The 24,817-nt window shown below is 45.2% G+C and carries 25 protein-coding genes; 11 read left to right on the top strand and 14 right to left on the bottom strand.

Annotated features, from left to right (window positions below; translation table 11 throughout):
- Positions 1-247: 247 nt before the first annotated feature.
- Positions 248-658, bottom strand: a complete 411-nt coding sequence (locus tag RLO19_RS28185) for a CAAD domain-containing protein (protein ID WP_446360675.1) — start codon at positions 656-658, stop codon at positions 248-250.
- Positions 659-1,059: 401 nt separating this feature from the next.
- Between RLO19_RS28185 and RLO19_RS28180 the strand changes: the two genes are divergently transcribed.
- Both RLO19_RS28180 and RLO19_RS28175 read left to right on the top strand, forming a co-directional pair.
- A complete protein-coding gene (locus tag RLO19_RS28180) occupies positions 1,060-1,941 on the top strand; it encodes a LysM peptidoglycan-binding domain-containing M23 family metallopeptidase (RefSeq protein ID WP_446360674.1) in 882 nt (293 codons plus the stop codon).
- Between the two features lie 17 nt (positions 1,942-1,958).
- Entirely contained in the window at positions 1,959-3,089 is a 1,131-nt protein-coding gene (locus RLO19_RS28175; protein ID WP_446360673.1) for a CapA family protein, read from the top strand.
- A gap of 185 nt (positions 3,090-3,274) precedes the next feature.
- On the opposite strand, the gene RLO19_RS28170 is transcribed toward RLO19_RS28175, so the two are convergent.
- Complete coding sequence (locus RLO19_RS28170; RefSeq protein ID WP_446360672.1) at positions 3,275-3,979, bottom strand: PRC-barrel domain-containing protein; 705 nt, start codon at positions 3,977-3,979, stop codon at positions 3,275-3,277.
- Between the two features lie 92 nt (positions 3,980-4,071).
- Between RLO19_RS28170 and RLO19_RS28165 the strand changes: the two genes are divergently transcribed.
- The gene (locus tag RLO19_RS28165) at positions 4,072-4,434 is read left to right on the top strand and encodes a lipopolysaccharide assembly protein LapA domain-containing protein (protein WP_446360671.1); all 363 of its coding nucleotides are present in this window, start codon (positions 4,072-4,074) and stop codon (positions 4,432-4,434) included.
- Between the two features lie 474 nt (positions 4,435-4,908).
- Here RLO19_RS28165 and RLO19_RS28160 read toward each other — a convergent pair whose 3' ends face one another.
- The 3 genes from RLO19_RS28160 to RLO19_RS28150 form a co-directional block, all read right to left on the bottom strand.
- Positions 4,909-5,487, bottom strand: a complete 579-nt coding sequence (locus tag RLO19_RS28160) for an Npun_F5749 family FMN-dependent PPOX-type flavoprotein (RefSeq protein WP_446360670.1) — start codon at positions 5,485-5,487, stop codon at positions 4,909-4,911.
- A gap of 115 nt (positions 5,488-5,602) precedes the next feature.
- On the bottom strand, positions 5,603-6,415 hold the full coding sequence (locus tag RLO19_RS28155; protein ID WP_446360669.1) for an alpha/beta fold hydrolase: 813 nt from the start codon (positions 6,413-6,415) through the stop codon (positions 5,603-5,605).
- 70 nt (positions 6,416-6,485) lie between these two features.
- Positions 6,486-6,941 carry an NUDIX hydrolase gene (locus RLO19_RS28150; RefSeq protein ID WP_446339840.1) on the bottom strand — a complete coding sequence of 152 codons (456 nt, stop codon included), beginning with the start codon at positions 6,939-6,941 and terminating at the stop codon, positions 6,486-6,488.
- Positions 6,942-7,436: 495 nt separating this feature from the next.
- Between RLO19_RS28150 and RLO19_RS28145 the strand changes: the two genes are divergently transcribed.
- Positions 7,437-8,543 (top strand): RRXRR domain-containing protein, encoded by a 1,107-nt coding sequence (locus RLO19_RS28145; RefSeq protein ID WP_446360668.1) that lies wholly within the window; start codon positions 7,437-7,439, stop codon positions 8,541-8,543.
- Between the two features lie 314 nt (positions 8,544-8,857).
- Here the strand turns inward: RLO19_RS28145 and RLO19_RS28140 are convergent, their stop codons facing one another.
- The gene (locus tag RLO19_RS28140; protein WP_446360667.1) at positions 8,858-9,682 is read right to left on the bottom strand and encodes a hypothetical protein; all 825 of its coding nucleotides are present in this window, start codon (positions 9,680-9,682) and stop codon (positions 8,858-8,860) included.
- Positions 9,683-10,111: 429 nt separating this feature from the next.
- On the opposite strand from RLO19_RS28140, the gene RLO19_RS28135 reads away from it, so the two are divergent.
- Together RLO19_RS28135 and fmt are read left to right on the top strand one after the other, a co-directional pair.
- Positions 10,112-10,993 carry an OmpA family protein gene (locus RLO19_RS28135; RefSeq protein ID WP_446360666.1) on the top strand — a complete coding sequence of 294 codons (882 nt, stop codon included), beginning with the start codon at positions 10,112-10,114 and terminating at the stop codon, positions 10,991-10,993.
- Between the two features lie 69 nt (positions 10,994-11,062).
- Positions 11,063-12,058 carry a methionyl-tRNA formyltransferase gene (gene fmt / locus RLO19_RS28130; protein ID WP_446360665.1) on the top strand — a complete coding sequence of 332 codons (996 nt, stop codon included), beginning with the start codon at positions 11,063-11,065 and terminating at the stop codon, positions 12,056-12,058.
- Between the two features lie 308 nt (positions 12,059-12,366).
- Here fmt and RLO19_RS28125 read toward each other — a convergent pair whose 3' ends face one another.
- The 3 genes from RLO19_RS28125 to RLO19_RS28115 all read right to left on the bottom strand — a co-directional run bounded on the left by RLO19_RS28125 (position 12,367) and on the right by RLO19_RS28115 (position 13,966).
- On the bottom strand, positions 12,367-12,594 hold the full coding sequence (locus tag RLO19_RS28125) for a hypothetical protein (protein WP_446360664.1): 228 nt from the start codon (positions 12,592-12,594) through the stop codon (positions 12,367-12,369).
- A 159-nt stretch (positions 12,595-12,753) separates the two neighbouring features.
- On the bottom strand, positions 12,754-13,215 hold the full coding sequence (locus tag RLO19_RS28120) for a pentapeptide repeat-containing protein (protein ID WP_446360663.1): 462 nt from the start codon (positions 13,213-13,215) through the stop codon (positions 12,754-12,756).
- A 295-nt stretch (positions 13,216-13,510) separates the two neighbouring features.
- Positions 13,511-13,966 (bottom strand): hypothetical protein, encoded by a 456-nt coding sequence (locus tag RLO19_RS28115; RefSeq protein ID WP_446360662.1) that lies wholly within the window; start codon positions 13,964-13,966, stop codon positions 13,511-13,513.
- 135 nt (positions 13,967-14,101) lie between these two features.
- On the opposite strand from RLO19_RS28115, the gene RLO19_RS28110 reads away from it, so the two are divergent.
- Both RLO19_RS28110 and RLO19_RS28105 read left to right on the top strand, forming a co-directional pair.
- Positions 14,102-15,040: a YihY/virulence factor BrkB family protein gene (locus RLO19_RS28110; RefSeq protein ID WP_446360661.1), complete on the top strand. Its 939-nt coding sequence runs from the start codon at positions 14,102-14,104 to the stop codon at positions 15,038-15,040.
- On the top strand, positions 15,037-15,510 hold the full coding sequence (locus RLO19_RS28105; RefSeq protein ID WP_446360660.1) for a DUF4112 domain-containing protein: 474 nt from the start codon (positions 15,037-15,039) through the stop codon (positions 15,508-15,510). The genes RLO19_RS28110 and RLO19_RS28105 overlap by 4 nt, the downstream gene beginning before the upstream one ends.
- A 140-nt stretch (positions 15,511-15,650) precedes the next feature.
- Here the strand turns inward: RLO19_RS28105 and RLO19_RS28100 are convergent, their stop codons facing one another.
- On the bottom strand, positions 15,651-16,469 hold the full coding sequence (locus RLO19_RS28100; protein WP_446360659.1) for a cobyrinic acid a,c-diamide synthase: 819 nt from the start codon (positions 16,467-16,469) through the stop codon (positions 15,651-15,653).
- A gap of 479 nt (positions 16,470-16,948) precedes the next feature.
- Positions 16,949-17,752 (bottom strand): hypothetical protein, encoded by an 804-nt coding sequence (locus RLO19_RS28095; protein ID WP_446360658.1) that lies wholly within the window; start codon positions 17,750-17,752, stop codon positions 16,949-16,951.
- A gap of 137 nt (positions 17,753-17,889) precedes the next feature.
- Here RLO19_RS28095 and RLO19_RS28090 point away from each other — a divergent pair, with 137 nt between their 5' ends.
- Both RLO19_RS28090 and RLO19_RS28085 read left to right on the top strand, forming a co-directional pair.
- Positions 17,890-18,198, top strand: a complete 309-nt coding sequence (locus tag RLO19_RS28090; RefSeq protein ID WP_446360657.1) for a hypothetical protein — start codon at positions 17,890-17,892, stop codon at positions 18,196-18,198.
- Positions 18,199-18,327: 129 nt separating this feature from the next.
- Entirely contained in the window at positions 18,328-19,362 is a 1,035-nt protein-coding gene (locus RLO19_RS28085; protein WP_446360656.1) for a hypothetical protein, read from the top strand.
- Positions 19,363-19,954: 592 nt separating this feature from the next.
- On the opposite strand, the gene RLO19_RS28080 is transcribed toward RLO19_RS28085, so the two are convergent.
- Positions 19,955-20,110 (bottom strand): hypothetical protein, encoded by a 156-nt coding sequence (locus RLO19_RS28080; RefSeq protein ID WP_446360655.1) that lies wholly within the window; start codon positions 20,108-20,110, stop codon positions 19,955-19,957.
- Positions 20,111-20,180: 70 nt separating this feature from the next.
- Between RLO19_RS28080 and RLO19_RS28075 the strand changes: the two genes are divergently transcribed.
- On the top strand, positions 20,181-22,763 hold the full coding sequence (locus tag RLO19_RS28075; RefSeq protein ID WP_446360654.1) for a glycogen/starch/alpha-glucan phosphorylase: 2,583 nt from the start codon (positions 20,181-20,183) through the stop codon (positions 22,761-22,763).
- 185 nt (positions 22,764-22,948) lie between these two features.
- On the opposite strand, the gene RLO19_RS28070 is transcribed toward RLO19_RS28075, so the two are convergent.
- Complete coding sequence (locus RLO19_RS28070; RefSeq protein ID WP_446360653.1) at positions 22,949-23,572, bottom strand: hypothetical protein; 624 nt, start codon at positions 23,570-23,572, stop codon at positions 22,949-22,951.
- Positions 23,569-24,732, bottom strand: coding sequence for a bifunctional diaminohydroxyphosphoribosylaminopyrimidine deaminase/5-amino-6-(5-phosphoribosylamino)uracil reductase RibD (gene ribD / locus RLO19_RS28065; protein WP_446360652.1), 1,164 nt, complete (start codon positions 24,730-24,732; stop codon positions 23,569-23,571). Before ribD ends, RLO19_RS28070 begins: the two co-directional genes overlap by 4 nt.
- Between the last annotated feature and the right edge of the window lie 85 nt (positions 24,733-24,817).

Raw genomic sequence — 24,817 nt, 5'->3', positions numbered from 1 at the left:
AGAGCAGCAAACTGGCTATCGCATCCGCAGGTAGGTCTTTAACACTTGCCGATAACGTAGTGCGCTTAGCACTTAGGCTGGTAAGCACAGCTTTAACTTATTTGGCTAAAGCTCCGTGTCTTTAGACCGGGGTTGCTTACGACTCGTATGTTATCCCTTAAAACGATACCATACGATAATAGTAAGCTCATCCCACCGAATGGTTTGGCGTGGAATGAGCTGAAAAATTTTCGGGAAATTTAAATAGTTAGGGATTCGTGCCAAAAATTTGTTCCTTAAAAGACTTAACTTGTAAGGCTAAGTCTTGACGGTTGGCAGCACTGAGCAAATAGCGGCAAATAAACCAACTCACATAAGCAATACCAATTATTTCTAGAAGCGATGACAAAAAGGGAATGGTATTAATCGCTTTCAGGACAGCAAAACCGAGTTTTAGAATCGTGAGGGCGGCAATAATCAAGGCAGCGGTGAGTAAAAGTTGCTCAGTGTTCGTAACTCGGTTATTTAGGTAAGCTGAGACTGTGCCTATAAAAGTCGAAATGAGTTGAACCCAGGGCTGTTTTTTTTCTTCTGTGAGAACTTCGCTGGTGAGTTGGCGGTGGAATGTTTCTGAGGTGGCGTTAATTGGCTGTTCAGGGGTTACTATTTTAGCAGTCATGTTTTTATTTTGAGAATGACAATTCGTGAATTACAGGATTGATTGAATTCAGAGGAAAGTAGGGTCTATTTTACTTGATAAATTACCTCTGTTTCGGCTAAGTCAATGATTAAAGTTGACAGCTTAGCTTTTTTTATTGTATTGAGTTTGAGCGATGGGGGTCAATAGCCTAGCTAAATCAACATCAAATTTTAGTTATTTCTTTATCATTGATTCAAACTTGGTTGATGATTATATTTTTAGGAAATATGATAATAAATGTAACAGATAATTTAGTGCAATAAAGTTTAATTGGGCAGACTAACCGATAACTAATCTCTCTGGAATAGTTAAACATGCCCAGAAAAGCAGCTGAATAGCTTACTATACCATTAGCCATTCATCCTTCACACTTCTCAACTATGACTTTATCTCGATGGCTTCCTGTCTTTTCCAGCGTGATTTGCCTGGTTGCCCCAATCCCCAATCTGGCAACGGCACAATCATCCTCACCGTCTGAAAATAGCTGTCCCGCACCTGCCCTTTCGCGCTTGCAGAAACATAAAGTAGCGCCTGGTGAAACGTTGAATAGTATTGCTCAACGATACAGCCTGATCCCAGAAACCTTAGTAGAACTCAATCCTAGCTTGTCAGGAAAATCTATGCCGATGGGTCGAGATATTCTGATTCCTCCCTTTAATGGGATTCGGGTGCAAGTTCCAGCGGGGGCTAGCTGGCAAGACTTAGCGGAGGCTTATGGTATCCGCGCTGATATTTTATTTGAGGTCAATGGCTGTTCCCTACAACCGCCAGGAGTTGTATTTGTCTCAGGAGTGAATTGGGTACTGGCAAATCGCAAACCCGTGGAAAATTATACTGGATTTCCCGGTTATCCCTTGCCCACGTTAGCACCCATAGCGTTTAATTACGGTTGGCATCAAAACGCTGATGGACAAGCTCAGTTTCACAGTGGTATTGATCTATTGGCAGAACCTGGAACCACTGTGCTAGCTGTGGATTCCGGTACAGTTGCCTTTACAGGTCAACAGGGCTCCTATGGCAATTTAGTCGTGATTAATCACGAAGGTGGACGCCAAAGCCGTTATGCTCATTTAAGCCGTCTTTCGGTGAGAACGGGTCAACGGATCAAAGCAGGAACACCCCTAGGGACAGTTGGTACTACAGGAAATCCGGACATTGACCAACCTCATCTGCATTTTGAAGTTCGCTTCAATGCACCTGCGGGTTGGGTGGCGCAAGACCCAGAGTTACATTTGACGGTAAGACCGATAAATGACGAATGACAAATGACGAATGACAAATGACAAACTTTATCACACCATTGCGGCGCAGTGGAGCCTTGTTACTGTCGGTGGGTACGGTCAGCTTTTTGTGCGGTATGGGTTATGGTGTCGTTCAAAGCTATCCTGAACCCCCACCGGAACCTATCATTCAACCTCAATCTGATATCCCGATAGAACCCCCGCCGCCGAATGTGACAGTTCAGATTAAAGCCGTGGGTGATATTATTCCGGGTACAAATTATCCTCAGAATAAACTGCATCCTAATAAAACGGTTCTCTTTCAAGCCGTTCAACCTACTCTGCAAGGTGCTGATTTATTATTTGGTAATTTTGAGAGTACCTTAACCAATTATCCCTATTCCGCTAAGTCGATAGGGGGATTAATTATTGCCTTTCGCACGCCGCCTGATTATGCCTCTTTGTTAAAGGAGGTGGGCTTTGATATTATGAGCGTTGCCAACAATCATTCTTATGATTTCTCACGTCAAGGCTTTGCAGATACTATCAAGAATCTGGAACAGGCGGGAGTTAAAGCATTAGGGGAAAAGAATCAAATTCTCTATGCTAATATCAATGATTTATGGATTGCCTGGATTGGTTTTAGTTACTTTAATTATCACAATTCATTAAATAATTTACCGGCGGCTATAGCGTTAGTGAAAGAAGCCAGTCAAAATGCCCATATCGTGGTTATTTCTGTCCATGCGGGGGCTGAAGGAACTGGAGCGATGCATGTTCGCAATCAAACGGAGTATTTTTTTAGCGAAAATCGCGGCAATTTGGTTAATTTTTCCCAGACGATGATTGACCACGGCGCTGATTTAATTCTCGGACATGGACCTCATGTTCCTAGAGCCTTAGAAGTTTATAAGGGAAAGTTAATTGCTTATTCTTTGGGTAATTTTATGGGCTATCGGACTCTCTCGACTCAAGCTCAACTGGCGTATTCTTTAGTATTAGATGTGGAGTTGGATAATCAGGGTGATTTAGTTTCGGGTCAAATTATTCCAATTATGCTAAATCGTCAGGGGATTCCTTATCCTGATTCCCAAGGACGCACGATTCGACTGATGCGCCAGCTTACTCAGAGTGATTTTCCGAATACTTCTTTGCAGATTGATTCAATGGGTAAATTTTTGCCTCAGTAATTGGTAATTGGTAATTGATAATTGATAATTGATAATTGATAATTGGTCAAATAATTATTTACTTGGAAAGGGCGGGTTTAGTTACATCAGGGTCAAACACAAAGGATTATAGTGAAACCCGCCCCTACAAATTAAAAAACTTACGCGCCAGGTTCCCTCGAAGGTCGTGAAGGGTCAAAATTATTTCATTCTTCATCCTTCTTTTTGCTCGAATCTTTCCCTTCAGAAAATCGTTCTTTGAGTTTATCACCAGCGGCTTTTGCTTGGTCGGTGAGATGATCTGTAACCTGGGGAACACCTTGTTTAAGGGATTCCACATGCTGAAGCGTTTTCTTGTAGTCACTACGAATAAAGTCTGCGGCTTGACTCATGCGTTCATGGACGCCTTCGGTATATTTATCACTGTTTTTTACTGCCGCTTCTAGAACAATGATCCGCTTTTTTGCCACACTGGAAACGGCTGCGGGTGCAAGGGTATAAATCCCTTCCATTATTCCTTGCCAACCACTGGAGGAATATAAGTAATTAAGGACGGCTCCGGTTTCGGGTTCAATTATATAATCAACGAGTTTACCGACTTTGTTTCCCGCATCTGTCCAAACTTCTACACCAATGCGAGAATCGAGGGGTTCCAGGGTTTCCGACTCGGTTTCTTCCTTAAGGCTGTTGACAAGAATACTATCGCTGCCAATAGTATTGACTTGTTCCCAGGTAAAGTGGTGTTTTTTGCCGCCGAGAAACCCGGACTTGCAGGTTAACCCAACTACGCGGTGGGCTTGCAAATCAAGCCATAGCTGTATCACTCGACCGACTTCTTCAGCGGTATGACGATTTAAGGCTAGTCGGTTTAGGAGTTCGCTTTGCTTGAGAACTGTGGCTTGTGCGGACATCAGATACCTCGCTTGGGCTATTCTTGAGACAATGTGACTTGCCGTTCGATCATTTGCTTTGTGTTGTGTATTTAAATTTTAGCTGATAACGGATGCGATTATTTTTAATTTTAGGGGTTGTTATAGCGATCTTGGCGATTATCTTTGCGTTACAAAATGCTGTACCTATCGCCGTAACTTTAGGGATTTGGCGAGTTGAGATATCGTTGGCGTTAGTTCTCGTCTTAACTTTAGGGGTTGGCGTTGTGGTGGGATTATTGGTATCAGTACCGTCTCTGATGCGGCAAAATTGGAAACTTGCTCATCAGAAGCGACAGAATAAAGACTTAGAGAAAGAATTCAGTGAGCAAACTCAGCAACTGGCGAATCAGCAAAAACGGATTGAATATCTGGAGAATAGTTTAAAGTTCAATCGGGATTCTTCTGAATCAACTGATCGGGATTTAAATACCTAGGCTATAATGGGAGGCTCCAAAATATAAGTAGTCAGACGTAAAAACTAAGGTTAATTATGATATAACCAAAAGTCAGTTAGTAGATACGCGATCGCACTCTATCTTGAACCCGATCCCATAGCCCTAAAAACAAGCTTTATTCTCTCTCTTATCAATGGATAATTAATAATTGATAATTGATAATTGATTAATTGTGTCTAAGACCTCTTCGTTTACGAAGAAATTAAAAAAGATTTTCCTTAATTTCAATCCTCTTCTTTTAAGGAGAGGTCATTATCCATTGTTCATTATCCATTGTCAATTTGTGAATCACCTGTTACCGCCGGAGAACGCTATGAAGCTGATTTAGTCGCCAAGGTGAGATTTAGAGAACAAGACTCGTTCTTTCTAATTCAGGTCGAAAGCTAGGCGCATCCTCAAAAGAATTTTAGTCGATGCATATTCCGCTACTTCGCTCGTTTGTACGAGAAAGACTCAGGGATTTATCGCTTGCGTGATCCATTGGCGATCGCACCCCATAGTATAACACCATCGATTTTGCGGATCACCGCGCAATTCCAGGTGATCAACCTCTACAGGTTCGAGCAATAGGAGACAGAAATTAGGCAACGGTTGCTCTGGATCAGGTGGCGGTTGGGAAAACGCCTGATCCCCCTCTACTCTGGGTTCACCCGGATTCGACCAAGCAAATTGCACACGCGCTGGATCAGAAAGCCCTTGCCAAGTGGTTTGACGCTCATTTTTTAGGGGAAATTCAGGATAGTCTTCTCCCACCAGAATAAGTTGACCTTTTAACCGAAATTGCTCGCGAGTCTTGGGAAAATACCAGCAAATTTCTGCCCCAGCATTATGATTAATTTGATTGACTTTCTGAGTGCGAGCATCGGTGATAATTTTTAATTGGTTATCGAAAAAGCCACGAAAAACAACGGTGCGATTAGCCGGATACCCATCTGGACAAACAGTTGCCAGTTGAAAGTACCGAGCATAAGCTAAACTGCGGTTGCGGTGAAGGGCACGAGATAGGGAGACTCGCCAAGGAGCAATTGACATTGTTTGAATGATGAATGATGAATGATACCATGTCCGGCTGGGCAAGTGCGTCTACCATACCCATGGTGATGGGGAAGGCAGCATTACCCTCCTACCCTTCTACCCTTCTACCCTTCTACTGATATTTCACAAAATAATCAATATGCTGAGCGACAATTCCCGGTACGGTTTCCGCTATGTCATTTCCGGCTTGGTCAATCATCTGTAATTTAGTATTGGGGCTATGGTTGGCATAAGTTTGAGCATGGTCAATCACCTCTGGTGAATCAAGTCTTCCTTGAACAATCAGCGTAGGGATATCTAAGCTGGGTAGATGTTCTTGTAATAATTCGGCTTGAATTTCCACCCGCCGTCGCCGAAACAGCAATTGACAAGCTGTCGGGGATTGTAGCAATTGTTGTCGCTGTTTTAACGCTCCCTCAATATCTTTGTGACGCCCAAAAAGCCGAGCCAGAGGTAAGAGCGATCGCAGAATAGTATAGGCAAGGGGGGGACGCCCAACTAACCACCGCCGCCACTGCCAAGTTTTCCCGTCTCCGTCGCCTCGAACGCCTTCAGGGGCTAATAACACCAATCCCTGAACCTGTTCACTGTGATGCAATGCATAACTAGCGGCAATCCAAGCGCCTAAGGAATGACCAACCAGATAGACTGGGGGAAGGTTTAGTGCCTCAATGAAGTTGAACAAACACTCGACTTCGACTTGAATCGAGTAGTGCAGTTTCGGCGTTTGGGAGTCACCAAATCCCAATAAGTCAAGCGCAAAGCAATGATAATCTTGATGCAGATACTCAATCAGGGGTAGCCACTGACTACTATCGCTCCAAGACCCGTGTAAAAATATAAGAGTGGGTCCTTGGCCCACTTCACGCCAAAAGACTTGCCCCAAAGGTAGCTTAATGCGGGAATTCCGTAAGGTTAAATTCATCCTAGTTGCCGGGTGTTTCAAAACTCAACACTTAAAGTAGCAGGCTACGTCTAGCTCTCAAAACTCAAAATTAGGCAACAGTGGTTTTACCGTCAAAATAGTCCTGCAACTGTCGCCCATGATCGTGACTCAGACAGTCCATGGGGATGGCTGAACGTTCAAAGGCTTGAACTTCCGTAATTTCCCACATATCTTGTATCTGCATTGTTCCCTGAACCTCCGCTTCGACTACAACACAAACTGAATGAACTCTGGGATCGCGATCGGGTGCTGAGTAGATTCCCACCAATCGGCGAATTGCCAGCAACTCTAGCCCAGTTTCTTCTGCCAACTCCCGCCTCACGGTGGTGGGAATGTCTTGTCCCCAATCCACCATCCCTCCAGGTAATCCCCATTTTCCGTTATCGCGACGCCGAATCAGTACAATTTGTCCATCGGGTAAAACGGGGATAATACTTGTACCGAGGACTGGATGGCGGAAAATAATCCCCAATACCGTTTGGACAAAATACCAGATACGACCCATGGATTCAGATGGTTATAGAACAGATAAATGGCTGACGTACAGACTGTTATCATAATCTGATTTTTTTAAGAAGAGACATGATGGTAATCCTTGAAAACTGCTGCCAAGGTAAACTAGGATGGAACGAAAGAGGCTTGGATGGTGTAACACTGCCAATATAAATAAGCCCCAGCTTACCCAACCCACCCATAGCTAAGGCTTTCAACAACCCTAATCTAGCTATCGCTTGAGATTAGGGATTGCCAGAGACAGGGCTGGCAACGCAAGAGTTGAATAGACCATTGAGCCGCCAATTGGCACGTACTTCCAGATACTTCCCCAGTCTGGATTATCTACAAACCTACTTGTTATAGGTGCTTGGCTGTTAGGACATCTTATTGGCGGTGGTCGAGGGGACTATGTACGGGCGAAGCATTGGCGTCGTTAATTAAAGCAATTTACCGCTCACTTGACTTCGCCAATGCTTCGCCCCTATCACTCGTGAGGTTTATCACCATGCTACGAGTTCCGGTTTTATCGCCAGACGGTAAGCCATTAATGCCAGCTAAAGCTAGCCGCGTTCGGCGGTGGCTAAAAGCTGGTAAAGCTAAAATCACGCATAACGATTTAGGTATCTTTCAAGTCCAGTTAGTTAACCCGCCATCAGGAGAGGAAACTCAAGATATTGTGGCTGGAATTGATCCAGGAAAGCTATTCACCGGCGTCGCGGTTCAATCAGCCAAGGCGACTCTGTTTTTAGCCCACCTAAATTTGCCCTTTAAAAACGTGACCAAGCGAATGACCCAACGGGCAATGATGCGGCGAGGGAGACGAGGGCGACGGATTAACCGTAAGGTTTCCTTTAACCAACGCAGTCACCGCCAACACCGATTCGATAACCGCAAAGGTAATAAGATACCCCCTAGTATCCGGGCTAATAAACAGTTAGCGCTTCGGGTGGTACAAGAGTTGTCAGGGGTTTATCCATTCACAGATGTGGTAGTTGAGACGATTAAAGCCAAAGGCGACAAAGGGTTTAGCCCGGCTATGGTTGGTCAGTATTGGCAGATTGAGCAGTTGGAAGCTAACGGTTACACCGTCTACACGCAGGAGGGATGGCACACATCCAACCGGAGAAAATACCTCGGTTTACCCAAAGCTAAGAATAAGGCTGAGTCCTCACCCGCCGCCCATGCCGTTGATGGTATCTGCATAGCCGCGTCCCAGTTTATGCGGTATCGGCAAGTTAAGGGCAGAAGTGGTTTATGGCTAGGGTCTATTGAAGTTACATCGTGCCAGTTTGCCGTAATCAGCCGTCCTCCAATCTGCCGCCGCCAACTACACCTAATGATTAAGACCAAGGGAGGAAAGCGGCGCGGTTATGGTGGCACAGTTACCCGTCACGGGTTCAGGAAGGGCGATTATGTCAAAGCGATTAAAGCGGATATCACCTACTACGGTTACGTTTCTGGCGACACCAAAACCCAAGTTTCGGTGAGTAACGCTAATTGGAAGCGAATAGGAAGGTTTACCGCCTCTAAAGTCCAATTGTTGCAACGAAGCACCGGACTGGTGTCAACAGTTGGATTGTCACTCTCTACCGCATTGAGCGGCGCGGTTTGACCTCTATCCCCCTCCGACCTACTTCGTTGAGGTCGGAGTCCCACGAGTTTTACGATGGACGAGGCAGAAAGCGGGGTAGTAGGTAAGCGTAGACACTAGGGAAGAACGTGGAGATAGACTTAAACTGTTGAGTCTTGCCTAGACAGATATGTATAACTTTGCATAGATATGACCCCCATTCAGCGACCATCTTTTTTAAGTGGCGTGGTGAGGAATCCCCGTGCGGCAAACGCCGGGGAGGATGTCAACCTTCCTTTCTAAATAGTAGGGACAATTCATAAACTGTCCCTACTCTGTGCTATTTACCCTTGTGTTTACCAACGTGCTTGAGGTCCAGTCCAAACCTGGTTAACCACTTGACCATACACAATTGGTTCATCTTCAAAGGCGAGGGTGGTTTCACCTCGGAAATCAACAGACAACACGGGCCAACGCTCCTCACCAAGTTCACCAACTCGAAACAGAACCTGATCCGGATGGGTTTGACTCCACCCCAATAACACAGCATGGTTATAGTCAATGGGTTCAGGTGCGACAGTATAGGTGCGATTTTTTTGGCGATCCCAAATCACCGCATAATCCGAGGCAAAGGATGTACTGAACAAGCCTTCAAACTGTCGTGACAAAAGGCGATCGCTAGACGGTGACCAAGAGACAGGGAGCAAAATAGCGAATGTTCCTGGCATATCCGCATCTTCGTTACTGACTAAAGGATTATCAGATAAGGGAGATGACGCCGTGAGCGTTTGCAAATCCCCAGTTTGCAAATCTTCCAGAAACATCACACTGGTAACCCGGCTGCGGTATAGTTCAGGTTGCCCTTGCATGGAAATGCGGCTATAGGCAGCATATTGACCGTCTGGAGAAATTAATGATTGGCTGCGGTAGTAGCGTAAACCGAAGGTTTCACTCGCCGCTAGTTCAGCTTGGGTTGTCAACACCCAATTCCAAGGGACAGGATGAGGACTATCGAGAGGATCAATCTGCTCTAGAGTCTCAATCATATCGGGAGCAATTTCTTCAGTCACGTCGAGATTCGCTGGGGAAGAAGACACCGATAGGGGGTCTGTTTCTAAAGGTAAATGGGCTGGTTCAGGGGTATGAACCTGTTGAGCTTGGGCAGATACGTTATAAGTCATCAGTAGCCAAGGAGCAAACAGTAAGAGGTATGGTTGTGAGCAAAACCATCTGAATAAGCGGACGATTATGTTGAACATCGATATGGGTGAGGTTGCTAAACGCTGCGTCTTGTGTGAGGAGCAACGTTTTGGGAACTATGGCAGTGTTCTTTAGTCTATGTATATCAAGCTAAGGAACCTTCCAACTCAACCTTTTTACGAAAGTTTTCACTCCTGACTCAGAATGGGTGATTGGGGAAGAGGTGATTGGGGAAAAGGTGACTGGTGATCGGGGTATTCTCCCTTGTCTTTTTTGCACCTGTGTACCTGTGTACCCTGTCTTCCTTGTCGGGTTAGAGGTGGTGACAAACTTCTGGCAAGTGGCATGATCGAATTAATGGATGTATTGGTGTTATTCTTCTAGGGTCTGAATAAAATTCAGGAAAATCGGTGATCCAATCGGCTCGTTCAGCAGATAAAACTACTTCTGCCTCTTTGAGGTCTCAACGCCCTTGGTTTCTCATTTTTATATTCCGAGTGCTACTATTGGGCGTCAGTGGAGGCTTAGCCCTAATTGTAGGCATTGTCCTTGCCACTTTCTATCCCAGAACCAACCCAGAGAAACCCTTATTCCTCAAAATGGCAACCCCTTTTGAAGGGCGGACGCCCGTTGTTTCTCCCCATACTACCCCAACATCGATACCAGAACCGACGGGTTCGTCACTTCAACTTACCCCTGTACAGAGGCAACAGGTGCAAGCCCAGCTCACTCAACTGCAAGGTCAACTGCGAGCATTGAGTGAGGGAGTTGCCACATTAGAAGCCCAACTGGGTAGTAGTCGCCCTAATGAATCCTTAGAAGCACGATTGCAAGCGATCGCGCTGCAACTCGAAGGTGTTCAACCTCCCCCTGAAGAGGCAACATCAAATGGGAATAATCCGAATGCTACGATCATGGCAGCCCCATCGGACTCGTTCGGCTCAACCCAAACATTGAAGGTAACTTTACCGAGTGATGTTCTCTTTGAGGGAAATAACAGCCTACTGCGTCCGGAAGCGGGCTTGATTTTAGACAAAATTATTGCGGATTTACGCAACTATCCCTCAAGTACCATTCGCATCGCCGCTCATACAGACAGCCTGGGTGAACCTGAGAATAATCGTGAACTATCCTTTCGTCGTGCCAAAGCCGTGGAGCAATATTTCGATCGTGCTTTGGGGGATGACTATCGCTGGTTGGTTGTCGGTTACGGTGGAATTCGTCCCCTTGTGTCAAATGATACCGATGCAAATCAACAGCGCAATCGCCGGATTGAAATTGCTGTTGAATAAATTTGTCATTCGTCACATTTGTCGATCAAGAGATCAGTAAAAGTTTAGTATTTATTTTTGACTGAAAAGATGAACGTTATTTTCTTCGGTACGCCTCAATTCGCCGTACCCACTTTAGAACGCTTAATTAACCATTCAGAATTTAATGTTCTGGGTGTAGTAACCCAACCCGATAAACGTCGAGGGCGGGGGAATCAGCTATCCCCTTCACCGATAAAAACCCTGGCACTCACCCATCAACTGCAAGTCTGGCAACCCAAACGGGTGAAAAAGCATAGGGAAACCCTCAGTCAACTCAAACAAGCTGAGGTAGATGTATTTGTCGTTGTCGCCTATGGACAAATTCTGTCCCCAGAAATTCTAGATATACCCAGACTCGGCTGTGTGAATGTCCATGGTTCAATTCTGCCGAACTATCGGGGAGCCGCCCCAATCCAGTGGTGTTTGTACCATGGCGAAACAGAAACGGGTATTACCACCATGCTGATGGATGCTGGGATGGACACAGGACCGATGTTACTGAAGGCTCACACACCCATTGGCTTATTGGATGACGCCCATGACTTAGCCGCAAGACTGTCTGATCTAGGTGCGGATTTGTTAATCGAAACGCTGCTGAAGCTAAACCAAGGGGAGGTTCAACCCATCGCCCAAGATGATTCCCAAGCCACTTATGCACCCTTGATTCAAAAGTCAGATTATGCTGTAGATTGGTCGCGCTCTGCCATAGCCATACACAATCAGATCAGAGGATTTATAACGAATTGTGTCGCCTCATTTCGGGATCAATCGCTGAAAATCCTGGCAACTGTTCCTCTGGGAGAGGCTTATTTCCCCCAATTGCCTACAGATTTAAAGATTCCGGAGCAACAGTGGTTGTCTGTACGGGAAGCGTCTGGGCGTCCCGGAGAAGTGGTTAGTATTATTAAGGGAGTTGGACTGATTATTCAAACAGGTGAAGGATTGTTGTTACTGCGCCAAGTCCAGCTAGCTGGCAAACGCGCTCAGTCTGCTTGGGACTTTGCCAATGGTATGCGGGTAGCTGTGGGAGAGGTTTTAGCTTAATTGGCGAGAAGCCCCACGTCCTACCCCTAGGGAAGCGTGGGATGAATCGCCAGTTTATATATTGACAACTTGTTTTTTGCAAGCTACCATCTTGATAGATTTAGCAAATTGTTTTTGCCTTTCATTTACAAAGCTGTAAAAGCTGGTGACTTGATCGCAAAAGCGAATCTTCATAAGTAGATTTTTTTCTGGCAACTTGGCTAGAAGTGGGGCTGGGCATACCCCCACTATAAAACGCTGGAGGTATAACCTAACGGTTGTACTGAAAGAAGCCTAAGCCGTACTTGTAAAGTCGGTGTAGGAGGATGTCACGCAATGGTCAAGTTTGATGGCTGATGGATCGCTATCAGTTGGAGGTGGGTGTAGCGATCGCGAATTGCTTCTAATCTTGTCTGTTGGTTCGGTGTCAGCTTCTGATAAACCTGCTCAAACTCTTGATACGTATAGTCTTCAATCACGGCGTAGATGTCACCCACCGTCTGTGCCTTTAAAATCGCCGTTTTGAGTTGGGCAAGGGTTTCACTGTCATTGGTCATCCGTTACCTTCTTTAAAATCGCAGCTACACTTGCCCTTGCGTCCCCTTGACAAGGACTACGGAAAAACTAAGTAAAGGTAACCCAGCGAGAGCGGGTTACCTTTGCTTACCCTGCTATTTCAGCCTAGATAGTCTTAGAGCAGGAAAGGAGCCAGTTGACTAATACCAATCTGGAACGACGTCTTCTGCTCCTTCACCCCCTACACCGATGCCTGTGTAGAATATATCAGCATCGCTGATGGTCATATCCTGCATTGATGCACCATATACGTTGGCATCGTAAATTGTGGCTTCCGTAAAATCTACCCGATTCAAATTCGCTTCTTTCATATCCGCATTGGTGACAAAAGCGCCTGTTAAATTCGCCCCTGCCAAATTTGCCCCGCGTAGATCAGCACCTTCAAGGTTCGCGTGGCTCAGGTTGGCGCTTTGCAGATTTGCCTCTCTCAAGTCAGCACCAATCAAATGGGCACCTCTGAGATTGGCTCCCGATAGATCGCAGTTTGCACATGCTCCAGTGGATAATAACTGTTGCACATGAAGTGGATTTTCAGCTTTGACGGAGCTAGCGAACACTAGGGGAGTAAGTAAGGTTAACATTGCTAGAATCTTATATTTCATAAGTTCCCCCTTTATCTTTAATTTTTTTTCCGTTCTTTACCTCACTTTTCTATTATCTCATTAAATGAGCCAAAATGTAAATGCCGATTCCCTGACAAAGGCACTCTCACAGAAAGATACTCCTTAAGCATGAAAATGTTTCTGTTTATTTTTCCCGCTATTCTATCCAGAGATCAGATAATGCCTCTGCCTTTAGAGAGAGAAACGATGACAAAATTGTTACATTTTTAATTAAAATACATAAATTTATAATTCATAATTCAAAATTAATACATAATTCATGATTCCTAATCTCTCATTTTTCTGCCGTGCCACGTTGCTTGGTCAACTGGTCAATCGTATCGCCAATGACAGCCGTTAAGCTGTTGCGAGTTTGGGCGTGATTGGCTTGCTCAATTTTCAAGGCATCAATGAGGCGATCGCGCTCCATCATCACCTGGATTAGTTTTTGTTGCAACTGTTCTAATGTTTGCAGTTTTGCCACCTCCTGTTCAATGGCACAGGTGGCGTCGGGATCTTGAGCTTTAAGAACATCCTTCTCCTGTTGCAGTTGCTGGATTTCCAGGTTTAAGGCATCGATCTGTTGTTGTGCCAGTCGAGCTTCGGTGCGGCGTTGCTGGGCTTCTGTATTGTAGAGGCGACGCCAATTGGCGGCAGATTCATTGGCAGCATCGCGATCGCGAATACTATCGGCGAGTTGCTGTTTCAGTTCCTTGATTTCGGCTAACCACTGTCTGACATCATTGCTCATCGCACACTGCTCCTGTAGGGGGTTCTGGACAAATAGGGCATTGTGTAGCTCCCTAGAGTGACTCCTTTTGGTATTTAATGGTCAAAAAATTTGCCACAGTAATGGTGAATGATACTGCTAGCCAACCTATTATTTATGCTACGTCCCCGTCTACTCCGTTTCTTGCATTTTTTCCGTTATCTGAATCTGGCAACCCTGAGAATCACCGTTAGCCGTGCCTTGAAACATCGACTTTTGAGTTTGTCCTCTCAGATGGCATATAACGCCATGTTAGCCCTGTTTCCAGCCATTTTGGTGATTTTCACGGTCATTGAGTTATTCAAACAATTTTTACCCTGGACAAATCCAGCCGATCAGTTAGGGGAAGTGGCACCCGAAGAAGCGCTGCAACTGATGCGTAATTTTGCCGATGGAATCAACTTCACAGACAATCGCGGTTTATTTTCGCTGAGCTTCATCATGGCAATTTGGGTGTCTTCCGGGGCGCTGAATGCGGCGATGAATGCCCTCGACCAAATTAATCAAATTCCTTCGGAAAAAAGCCGACCCTTTTGGAAAGCTAAGTTGATTGCTATGGGTTTAACTCTAGGCAGTGTTTTACTACTATTCATCGCCTCCTTTATCCTATTTATAAGTAGCTGGGTGGTCAATTTGGTAGAATACAAAAGCATTGTAGTCATCTTGTTGACGCTCTTACGGCTTTTAAGTTGGTTCATTGCCTTAGGGTTAGTTGCTATAGTCTTTGCGATTATCTACCGCTTTGGCATCAGCCACTGGCGTCAGGGAACCCCGATTATACCTGGAGCCGTTTTAGCTGCCGTATTATGGGCGATTGTATCCGGTGTGTTTCGGCATTACGTGGCGTCGAATTTCAGCAATTATCACAAAATTTACGGTGCTTTGGGAGCGGTGATTGTTTTACAGCTATGGTTATATATGACATCTCTGGTACTTTTATTAGGAGATCAACTTAATTTTACGGTAGGAGAGGCAATGCAAGCGGCTAAAGCGCGATCAATTGAGGAAACTGAAATAAAGACAGTGCCTAAGATATCTGAATCCAAAATCCAATGATCCATGACTCCAAAACCTCTAGTCTCCGGCGTCTGCGTCGGTTGAGCCATTTGCTCGACAATGCCATTCCTATTCCGGGAACACCGTGGCGTGTCGGGTTAGATCCTCTGCTGGGTTTGTTACCAGGGGCAGGTGATTTTTTAGGAACAGCGTTCTCCGCCTATATTGTACTAGAAGCGGCACGGATAGGTATCCCGCGATCGCTATTAGGACAAATGGTTATGAATATCCTTTTAGATACAGTCATTGGTTCTGTGCCAATTGTGGGCGATATTGCTGATGCAACCTGGAAAGCGAATGCTAAAAATATTGCCTTATTGGAAACCTATTGGGATAGTCCTCAGCCCCAAAAACAGACGGATTGGTTTTTTCTGATTTGGCTATTGGTCGGGTTAACTTTAGCCGTAATAGTTATCGCAGCTCTTAGCCTGCTGTTCATCAAGGGATTACTAGCAATAATTAACGGTTAAAAACTAGAGCTTGAACACAAACAATTTTTACCGACTCTATTTTTATCTATATCATCGTTGGACATAAAAGACCAAAGTCGGTCATTATGGGGTAGATTTATTATTCATTGCCCTATGTCTGGTTACTTGCTGCCAATGCTTTAAACAGTGGCATAAAATATACAATCCGGTTCCTCATTACTATAAATATATTCATAATCGAACGCTAGAAAATCAAGATTACAGCCTATTGAAAACCCTAAATTTATAACAATTCTATGAGCAAACGTCGAGACAACCAACTCAACAAGTTTCTTTTCCGGAATATTAGGCTGTTTGATATAGTAATCGCGCTTTGCAAAGAATAGATTTTCATTTTTGGGCACAACAATTCCATTAATTCGATGAGCGTGTTGGATTGGTTTAATATAGGTTCGGATAAAACTTTCTTGATTTTTCTGAAGCTGATACAATCGCTCATGTTGTAGCCAACTCATCTGAAACATCATTTTTAGCACTTCACAGCCCAAAATATAATTAAAAAGATCATGGCGTTCTTCTGCACTGTGAATCAGTCGCAGCACAAACTCCAAATAGAGTTCTGGTTTTTTTTGTAATGTTTGTGCTGAATGAATACAAAATTGTTCAACATAGCTATTTAACACCAAGGGAGTCAGTTCTTTTTCAATACAGAATTCTCGTAAATACTTGGTGACTAGCTGAAGGCGGATGCGATCTTGCAAAATCTGCTCAACTAGGCTATCGGCGACATAATCGTCTAAAAAATCCGTCAACTCGGCTTGTATTTCTGGCGAAGTCGCACACATTAAATAACAGAGTGACATAATATGCTTTCGTTGATCTGAGGGAAGGGTATTTGCCCATTTTTTCACAGCTAATGTAATTTTCGCTAGGACGCCAATCCCTTGAGTTGCTTCTAGACTGTTCGAGTTCTTGGTTAGCATGGTTGAAACTATCATGAACAACGGTTTGATCGGTAACGGTTAGGAAAGTAATTAATGTAACAGCATCCTTGGGGATATGACAACTGATCACTGAGCTGTTCCGTTTCGGATTTGATTACAATTCTTAAAAAACAGTAAAATTTCTCACGATCGCTATTATTTTATATTCAACATTCTAAGTACCTGGACATAAATTCTGTCCGCTATGCTAAGAGATGTTAACAAGCATCAAATCTTTACTGTTCCCCGTTCTCTGGTAAAAGTTCCTTTGTCCTCACGCTCAACTTTAATTGTGTCCGACTACTTACCAGCTCTTTGAACGTCTGAGTCTCTTCGTTGACATATTAGACAACTCTTTAGCTCAGTTTGTCAAGCTTTGCGATGGAAAAGGTTAGATAGTAGAGAACAAGCTTAATTTTTTTTACAATCTGTAGTAGTCCTCAGTCTATACAACATCAGCTACTGAGAATTATGATAACAAATTTTCAGGGTGGTCAGCAAAGAAAAATACATTCGGGTTCGCAATTAAAAATAGAGTCGTAGTCAAACATGACAAAATCAAGGTTATGGCTAATAAAAAAACCAAGGTTGCTAGCTTGAGCAATTGTGAAAGTAGACATGAGCAATTCGGTTAACTTTTTGTCTTTGATATTCGGGTTTTTGATAAAGTAATCCCGTTTAGCAAAGAAGAGTGTTTCGTCTTTTGGTACAACAAGACCATTCAAACGATGGGCATGTTGAATGGGCTTAATATAATGATTAATAAAGTATTCCTGATTTTTCTGTAAACGATAGAATCGTTCGTGTTGTAACCAGCTCATTTGAAAAAGCATTTTGATAATTTCACAGCCTAAAATGTAATGAAATAAATTATTTCGTTCTTCGGCATCATTGATCAGATGGAGAACGGCCTCTAAATACTCGATGTCGCGATTAGGTTGGGTGCGTAAATCTTGGGCAGAATGAATGTAATACTGTTTAATATAGTCTTTCAATACAGTATTCGTGAGTTTTTGCTTGATGTGGAGTTTTTGGAAAGAGCGAGTAACCCAATCTTTTGGAGCTTGCTCTTGCAAGATTTTTACGACCAAACCATCGGCTGTATAATTGTCTAGAAATTCGGCTTGTTTATCTAAGGGAAAAGAACAGATTAAATAACACAGCGATAAAACATAGCGTCGCTCCTCCCAGGATAAATTATTAGCCCATTTGAGAACTTCTTGAGGAATAATTTCAAGTATACTGACTGTATTTATTCGTTCGGAATCAACCGAAATTGGATAATTTAATGTAGTCATAACCTGAAGCAGTCATCATAAGGGAAACAACAAGACTTTAACGTTAGAGTGTAAGCTCTAAAAAAATGAAACTGATAAATTTATCGAGATATCCAGTAGCGTCTTCCTCTATCCCTAGAGACTGCCTCTGGCTTAGCATGAGAGTAACCCCATCATCAACTCGCCGGGGAGAGAAAAGGGAGAGTTTTCGCGGCTCTGTGATGGCTGTCCCGTTGGACTGGATAGAGAGAGCGATCGCAGCCGGCATAATTCTCCTCCTAGAGATACTACCGCAAAGAAAGAAAAATCAACCCCTGCTTCCCTTCAGTCGCCAGTCTACTATCCGAGTGCAGCACTTTCATCGGTTGAGGATTACCTTAACTGACTATCTGCTCTTATCTTACGGACAGGGTAGTAGCCGACCTTACTATAGGCATAGCATAATTGATGCCAAAAAAGTGAGCTGAATCCTTGCCGATTGGCATATCTTGTGCATTAGCATCACCTGCCTCACCCCTATTACTCTATTGGTGGCGTCCCTCTATAATTTGAGAAGCTGTAATAACCCCGTTTGATCCCTCGACGATTGCATCCCTATGGTTGAAATCCCCGAATCCACTGCCGAACTCGCGGCTGTCCTCGAAGAACCCGTTGACTTGAATTTCCAACTTCCTGATCCAGAGGATGAGGAGATTCAGGAGTACGATTTTCAGCAACTCGTTGATAACGCTTGGCGAGTGTGCGATCGCTTCGACTTACAAACCGAGATCTGGCGCGGGCGGATTCTGCGTGTGGTGCGCGATCGCGAAAAAAAAGGGGGGGATGGACGCGGTACAGGCTTTCTCAACTGGCTCAAAAGTCGCGAAATTAGCAAAAGTCAAGCTTATTCCCTGATTGAACTGGCAAATAGTGCCGATACCCTCCTCGCCGAAGGTAAACTCAACCCCGATGCGATCCGCAATTTCAGTAAACGAGCATTTGTCGAAACCGCCAAATCTGCCCCCGAAGTGCAACAATTAGTTACCGATAAGGCGCAACAGGGCGATCGGATTACGCGGCGTGAGGTGAAACAGCTAGCCGATGAATGGACAGCCATGTCCTCAGAGTTACTCCCCGATGAAGTCAAGGAAAAAGCCTCAGCCGGAACCATGCCCGCCCGTTATCTAGCACCGTTGGTGAAAGAAATGGAGAAGTTGCCAGAATCCCACCTGAAACCGTTACAAGAGGAAGTGGCGGCAAATCCTGATGTGGATACGGTGAAGCAAACGACATCAGATGCCCGTTTCTTGGCGAAATACCTTGACGCCGCCGCCCAAGTGCAAGCCATTCAGCATTCATCTTTGGATATGGAATTGGCACTCCAAGAAGCCCTGCGGTTAGACTGTTTGAATACGGCGGCTGATTTGGTCAAACAGGCTTTAGTGTTGGAGCAAACCGTGGGTAAACTTTATACGAGCTGGAAACGGTTGAGTAGCCTATCTGACCGATTATACGTGGATACTGGGGCAAGTACCCCCCATCTGCGATCGCTGCTCAATTGTTTGGATCGTCTTACCAATGATGTGATTGAAGTTCCCCTGGATGAAACAGGGGAACAAATTGTGCGGCTTAAGCTAATGGTGGATACGTGATATCGAGCCGTGGCGATTAAAATCGCAGCTACACTTGCCTTTCGTCCGCCTGCGCGGACTCGATTGTAAAGGGGGCAGCGCGATCGCACAACTTGCCCCTTAGTTTTAGTCCCGTTTCATCTGAAATTAAAACAAGGCACAGAACAAACAAAATGACTTGTAGGGGCGGGTTTTACCGTTACCTGTTGCGACAAACCCCCTACTTCAATAAACCCGCCCTGACCCCAACCATTAACTTGTATAGCAATCGCCATAGCGGTTAGGACGCATCATTTATGTAGAGACCAAACATGAACGGTCTCGACAACAGTTCGTTGCACAATCTGACTGCTCGGCTTATGCTTTAGAGTATCGATACGAATAGATGACTGGCTTGGCTTTAGGGGAATCATCTCCTGATGGCAAACTGTGCAAAACCAATAGACACCTTGTCGTCTTACGTGGCGCAAGAGGGGATGACCACAACAAAGACAAGTTTTGACTACCATGATTAACTATCTCCTGATTTCATAAACATTTGTTAACCAAAAATCCGCGAATCGATGACTAAGACAAGTAATAAGTCAGTAGAAACATCCCGATACCAAGCGGTTCACCAGAGCGATCGCACCTGAAGTGGAACCGACTCCACAGAACACTTAGCGCCAGCAGATAGCAGATTTTTGCACAGACGTTCCGGATCGTGGTCTGGTGCGGTTAAGCTGGCTGGTAGAAGGAACGAAAACCCCAACGTCTGACACCTTGGCATCGCCAATTTTAGAGACTAGAGTAGCAGGGGGAGCGATATTAAATCGTGTCATCAGTAACAACCAGTCTGTATGAATAACCAAGTTTTTGAACCCAACAGCAATCAACCCATCCAATCGAACGTCTGCCTCCCGGAAATTCAAGTAGAAGACGATCGCACCGGGATGACGGTGGAGACGCTAAAACGTGCCTTCGCCGATAACCTGTACTACATCCAGGGCAAGAATGAGTTCTTAGCCACCCCCTACGATTACTACATGGCTTTGGCTTATACGGTACGCGATCGCTTGCTGCATCGGTGGATTAATACCACAACAACCTACCTGCAAAAAGAGGTCAAAACCGTTTATTATCTCTCAGCAGAGTTTTTAATGGGTCGTCAGTTAAGCAATAATTTGCTCAACCTGAATATGTACGACCGAGTTTGTCAAGCCTTAGAAGAATCAGGGTTAAAGCTGGATGATTTAATGTCACTTGAACCTGAACCCGGACTGGGAAATGGGGGATTAGGTCGTTTAGCCGCCTGTTTTCTGGATTCCCTTGCTACCTTAGAAATTCCAGCCATGGGCTACGGGATTCGCTATGAATTTGGCATCTTTGATCAGCGCATTGAAGAGGGCGCTCAAGTCGAACATCCCGATAAATGGCTGCGTTTCGGCAACCCCTGGGAAATTCGCCATCCAGAGTTAACCGTTGTAGTCGGGTTTGGCGGACATACCGAAGGGTATCATGATGATAAAGGTCAATACCGGGTGCGTTGGATTCCTGATCGCAAAGTCTTAGGAACCCCCTACGATACACCCGTACCGGGATACCATAACAACACAGTCAATACTCTACGTCTGTGGCGGGCAGGTGCCTCTGAAGAGTTTAACTTCCAAGTGTTTGACAGTGGAGACTATGCCGGCGCGGTTACAGACAAGATATTCTCCGAGAATATTTCAAAAGTTCTGTATCCCAACGATAATACCTCTCAGGGTCAACAACTGCGCCTAGAACAGCAGTATTTCTTCGTTAGCTGTTCTCTACAAGACATTATCAACACCTACCGCCGCACTTACCGGAATTTTGACCAGTTCCACGAAAAAGTCGCCATCCAGCTCAATGACACCCATCCCTCGATTGGGATTGCCGAATTGATGCGGCTATTGGTGGATAAGTATCAATTGGGATGGAACCGAGCTTGGTACATCACCAAGCACACCTTTGGCTATACCAACCATACCCTTCTATCCGAAGCCCTAGAGCGTTGGCCCGTCCGCTTATTCGAGCGTTTACTTCCTCGACATCTGGAAATTATCTACGAAATTAACCACCGCTTCCTCGAACAGGTCAAAGTGAAATATCCCGGTGATGGGGATCGGCTACAACGCATGTCCCTGATTGAAGAAGGTGGCGAAAAATTTATCCGCATGGCACACTTAGCTTGTGTCGGTAGCCATAGCATTAATGGGGTGGCAGCACTACATACAGAGTTGCTCAAGCAGCGAGTTCTGCACGATTTCTATGAAATGTTCCCCGAACGATTCAACAACAAAACCAATGGCATTACCCCGCGCCGCTGGCTATTGCTGAGTAATCCCCAACTTTCCGACTTGATTACGGAAAAAATTGGTGGCAATTGGGTGAGTAACCTGGAAGACCTGAAAAAACTGGAAGCCTTTGTCGATGATCCGGAATTTCGTCAACGCTTTGCCGCGATTAAGCAGCAGCACAAGCAAGAGTTGGTGGACTATATTTTGCTGTTTAATGACGTAGAAGTCAATCCCAATTCCTTGTTTGATGTACAGGTGAAGCGATTACATGAATACAAGCGTCAGTTATTAGATGTCTTGTATATCATTACCCTATACAACCGCATCAAGCGCAATCCGGGAGTTGATATCCTACCCCGAACCTTCATTTTTGCAGGCAAGGCGGCTCCGGGCTACTATATGGCGAAGTTGGTGATCCGATTGATCAATGCTGTCGCTAAAGTGGTCAACAACGACCCTGATGTCGGTGGTCGAATCAAGGTAGTGTTTATGGAGGGATTTTCTGTCTCTTTGGGCCAGAAGATTTATCCGGCGGCAAATCTTTCCGAGCAAATTTCCACAGCAGGTAAAGAAGCTTCCGGTACAGGCAATATGAAGTTTGCCCTCAATGGAGCGCTAACCATTGGCACCTTGGATGGGGCGAATATTGAAATTCGGGAAGCTGTGGGGGCTGATAACTTCTTCTTGTTTGGTTTAACCGCACAAGAGGTATTTGACTTGAAAGCCCGGGGATACAACCCGATGGACTACTACCATAGCAATGCTCAATTAAAAGAGGTAATTGATCGCATGGCTGCGGGTGACTTCTATCCTGAGAATCCAAACTTGTTCAAGCCAATTGTGGATTCACTCCTCTACAAAGATGAGTACCTGTTGTTTGCCGATTATCAATCTTACATCGATTGCCAAGATCGAGTTAGTCATGCCTATCGCGACCAAGACAATTGGATTCGCATGTCGATTCTGAATACGGCTCGCACAGGCAAGTTTTCCTCAGACCGCACAATCCGGGAGTATTGTCAAGATATCTGGAATGTAGAATCGGTCTCGATTGACATTGAGGAATATGTGCAAGAAGAAGCCGGGTTGAAGGTGACAAAGCCACCACTGCGTGTTTAAGGCAAGTTGTGATTAATTGAGGTGCATCTGTTAACTATCTCGGAGTCAGATCTAATCATACTTGAGGTCTGACTCCTAATTTATTCTGTGAAAACAATTAAATATAGACAATGCCGAGTTTGCATTACAATTTGGACAAAAACTATGTTCAGCTTATAAAGGGGGTGGCTAACCCGGATTTGGTATCACTGAGCAGGTGGGAAATCTTGGGCAGGTATATCCTGATAAGGAGACGGGGGTGAAGACTCTGGAGAGTCGTGTAGCAGGGTTGAAACTAGGGTATAGCTCAAACAAGCAGGAACAGCAATTGCCATCAACACGGCGAATAGACCTAACCAGCTTTGGGCAGTCCATGACGACCCATAATAGCAACGGTAGGGGTCAAAAGGTAGCTGTTGGGGATCAATGATATTCCGTAAAGCAATCAGTCGTTTAAATCGGACTCGCCGATCATCAAGTTTTTCTAGTAGAATCCAACCTGCCAGGGCTTCTTCTTCACACAGTTGTTGAAACACAGCCGGTTTATGAAATAAGTCCCGGTGCGATCGCACAATTTTGAATTCCCAGCCAACCAGTTGCGGGTCAACTGAAGGTTGTTCCGGATGACTCATGCGGTCAATGGTGCTGTTGGCTTGTCGCTGTTTTAATAAAGCTGAGTCTTCTTTTGCCTCAAAACCCGTCACAATTTCTTCTTCCTCCTCCTGATAATGATGACTCCTGATCATCTGTCGCCAGCGCAGCCATGTACTGACAACCACTGACTGCCAACCCAGATTACCGACTAATAGGCTGAAAAATTCATAATTCATAATTCATAATTCATAACTCCTGGCACATAGCCTTCCACAACATAATCTGATCCAAGCTGACGCCAACTGACTCGTTCGAGCGTCAGGGCGTCTGTCATTGTTGCTAGTCCCAAATCCCCAACAGGTGAAGGCGCTGCTTTGCCGCCAACGATTTTCGGGGCAATAAATGCCAGTACCTTTTGGACAGAGCCATCCGCAATTGCCCTTGCTGCCAAGATCCCACCACATTCCCATAACACCGTTGAAAGCTGTCGCTCGTACAGATACGCCATTGCCTTGGCGGGTGTCAGAGGCGTCATTTCAATGACTTCTACTCCCTTGTTCACTAGCTGGTGCTGTAAATCCGGATTGGCTCCAATCTCAGTCAAAACTAACGTGGGAGCATTAGCGGTTTCCCATAAATGGGCATTGATCGGCAAGTCTAAGGTGCGACTCATGACAACTCGCAACGGATTGTGGGTATCGGTATCATGACTGGTGAGATAAGGATTATCCAGACGCACAGTATTACCACCCACGACTACAGCATCACAAGCCGTCCGTAGCTGATGCACATACCGCCGCGCCTCTTGACCTGTCACCCAAGCACTGTGACCACTGGTGGTGGCAATTTTGCCGTCTAGTGTCATGGCATATTTCAACATTCCCCAGGGACGCTTGTGGAGGATGCGATGAATAAAGGCTTCATTGAGCTGACGACAAGCCTCAGTTTCCACACCTACCAAAACGTCAATTCCCGCCTTTCTTAGCCGCTCAATTCCACCACCTGCCACCAGAGGATTGGGATCAACCATACCGACGACAACCTTGGCGACTCCTGCGGCAATTAATGCTTCTGTGCAGGGGGGTGTTCGTCCATAGTGATTACAAGGCTCCAAGTTGACATAAATGGTCGCTCCCTGAGAGGTTTCACCCGCTTGACGTAGGGCAAAGATTTCTGCATGGGGTTGACCAGCCCCTGGATGAAATCCCTCTCCCACGATCTCTCCATCCCGGACAATGACAGCACCCACTAAAGGATTGGGGCTAGTTCGTCCGAGGGCACGGCGAGCAAGTTCGATGCACCGTTGCATCATCGTGCGATCAAATGGCGTCCAATGAGGAGACGCCGATGACGCCGATTGAGCATCAGGTTGGGCGTCAACGGGAGAGTGTTCCATTGGTCTGCTGTTTTTCTGGTTATTCTTGAGTTTAGAGTATACGTCCTCGGCATAACAGATTCAGGAATTTCTTTTCCAGCGATCC

The organism is Coleofasciculus sp. G2-EDA-02 (assembly GCF_040226375.1).
GTDB lineage: Bacteria > Cyanobacteriota > Cyanobacteriia > Cyanobacteriales > Coleofasciculaceae > Coleofasciculus.
This window is presented reverse-complemented; position numbering and strand designations above follow the sequence as displayed.

Excerpts from the sequence above, each read along its gene's own strand:
- RLO19_RS28185 (WP_446360675.1), bottom strand. The coding sequence starts at position 658 with ATGACTGCTAAAATAGTAACCCCTGAACAGCCAATTAACGCCACCTCA.
- RLO19_RS28180 (WP_446360674.1), top strand. The coding sequence starts at position 1,060 with ATGACTTTATCTCGATGGCTTCCTGTCTTTTCCAGCGTGATTTGCCTG.
- RLO19_RS28175 (WP_446360673.1), top strand. The coding sequence starts at position 1,959 with ATGACAAACTTTATCACACCATTGCGGCGCAGTGGAGCCTTGTTACTG.
- RLO19_RS28170 (WP_446360672.1), bottom strand. The coding sequence starts at position 3,979 with ATGTCCGCACAAGCCACAGTTCTCAAGCAAAGCGAACTCCTAAACCGA.
- RLO19_RS28165 (WP_446360671.1), top strand. The coding sequence starts at position 4,072 with ATGCGATTATTTTTAATTTTAGGGGTTGTTATAGCGATCTTGGCGATT.
- RLO19_RS28160 (WP_446360670.1), bottom strand. The coding sequence starts at position 5,487 with ATGTCAATTGCTCCTTGGCGAGTCTCCCTATCTCGTGCCCTTCACCGC.
- RLO19_RS28155 (WP_446360669.1), bottom strand. The coding sequence starts at position 6,415 with ATGAATTTAACCTTACGGAATTCCCGCATTAAGCTACCTTTGGGGCAA.
- RLO19_RS28150 (WP_446339840.1), bottom strand. The coding sequence starts at position 6,941 with ATGGGTCGTATCTGGTATTTTGTCCAAACGGTATTGGGGATTATTTTC.
- RLO19_RS28145 (WP_446360668.1), top strand. The coding sequence starts at position 7,437 with ATGCTACGAGTTCCGGTTTTATCGCCAGACGGTAAGCCATTAATGCCA.
- RLO19_RS28140 (WP_446360667.1), bottom strand. The coding sequence starts at position 9,682 with ATGACTTATAACGTATCTGCCCAAGCTCAACAGGTTCATACCCCTGAA.
- fmt (WP_446360665.1), top strand. The coding sequence starts at position 11,063 with ATGAACGTTATTTTCTTCGGTACGCCTCAATTCGCCGTACCCACTTTA.
- RLO19_RS28125 (WP_446360664.1), bottom strand. The coding sequence starts at position 12,594 with ATGACCAATGACAGTGAAACCCTTGCCCAACTCAAAACGGCGATTTTA.
- RLO19_RS28120 (WP_446360663.1), bottom strand. The coding sequence starts at position 13,215 with ATGAAATATAAGATTCTAGCAATGTTAACCTTACTTACTCCCCTAGTG.
- RLO19_RS28115 (WP_446360662.1), bottom strand. The coding sequence starts at position 13,966 with ATGAGCAATGATGTCAGACAGTGGTTAGCCGAAATCAAGGAACTGAAA.
- RLO19_RS28110 (WP_446360661.1), top strand. The coding sequence starts at position 14,102 with ATGCTACGTCCCCGTCTACTCCGTTTCTTGCATTTTTTCCGTTATCTG.
- RLO19_RS28105 (WP_446360660.1), top strand. The coding sequence starts at position 15,037 with ATGATCCATGACTCCAAAACCTCTAGTCTCCGGCGTCTGCGTCGGTTG.
- RLO19_RS28100 (WP_446360659.1), bottom strand. The coding sequence starts at position 16,469 with ATGATAGTTTCAACCATGCTAACCAAGAACTCGAACAGTCTAGAAGCA.
- RLO19_RS28095 (WP_446360658.1), bottom strand. The coding sequence starts at position 17,752 with ATGACTACATTAAATTATCCAATTTCGGTTGATTCCGAACGAATAAAT.
- RLO19_RS28090 (WP_446360657.1), top strand. The coding sequence starts at position 17,890 with ATGAGAGTAACCCCATCATCAACTCGCCGGGGAGAGAAAAGGGAGAGT.
- RLO19_RS28085 (WP_446360656.1), top strand. The coding sequence starts at position 18,328 with ATGGTTGAAATCCCCGAATCCACTGCCGAACTCGCGGCTGTCCTCGAA.
- RLO19_RS28080 (WP_446360655.1), bottom strand. The coding sequence starts at position 20,110 with ATGCCAAGGTGTCAGACGTTGGGGTTTTCGTTCCTTCTACCAGCCAGC.
- RLO19_RS28075 (WP_446360654.1), top strand. The coding sequence starts at position 20,181 with ATGAATAACCAAGTTTTTGAACCCAACAGCAATCAACCCATCCAATCG.
- RLO19_RS28070 (WP_446360653.1), bottom strand. The coding sequence starts at position 23,572 with ATGAATTATGAATTTTTCAGCCTATTAGTCGGTAATCTGGGTTGGCAG.
- ribD (WP_446360652.1), bottom strand. The coding sequence starts at position 24,732 with ATGGAACACTCTCCCGTTGACGCCCAACCTGATGCTCAATCGGCGTCA.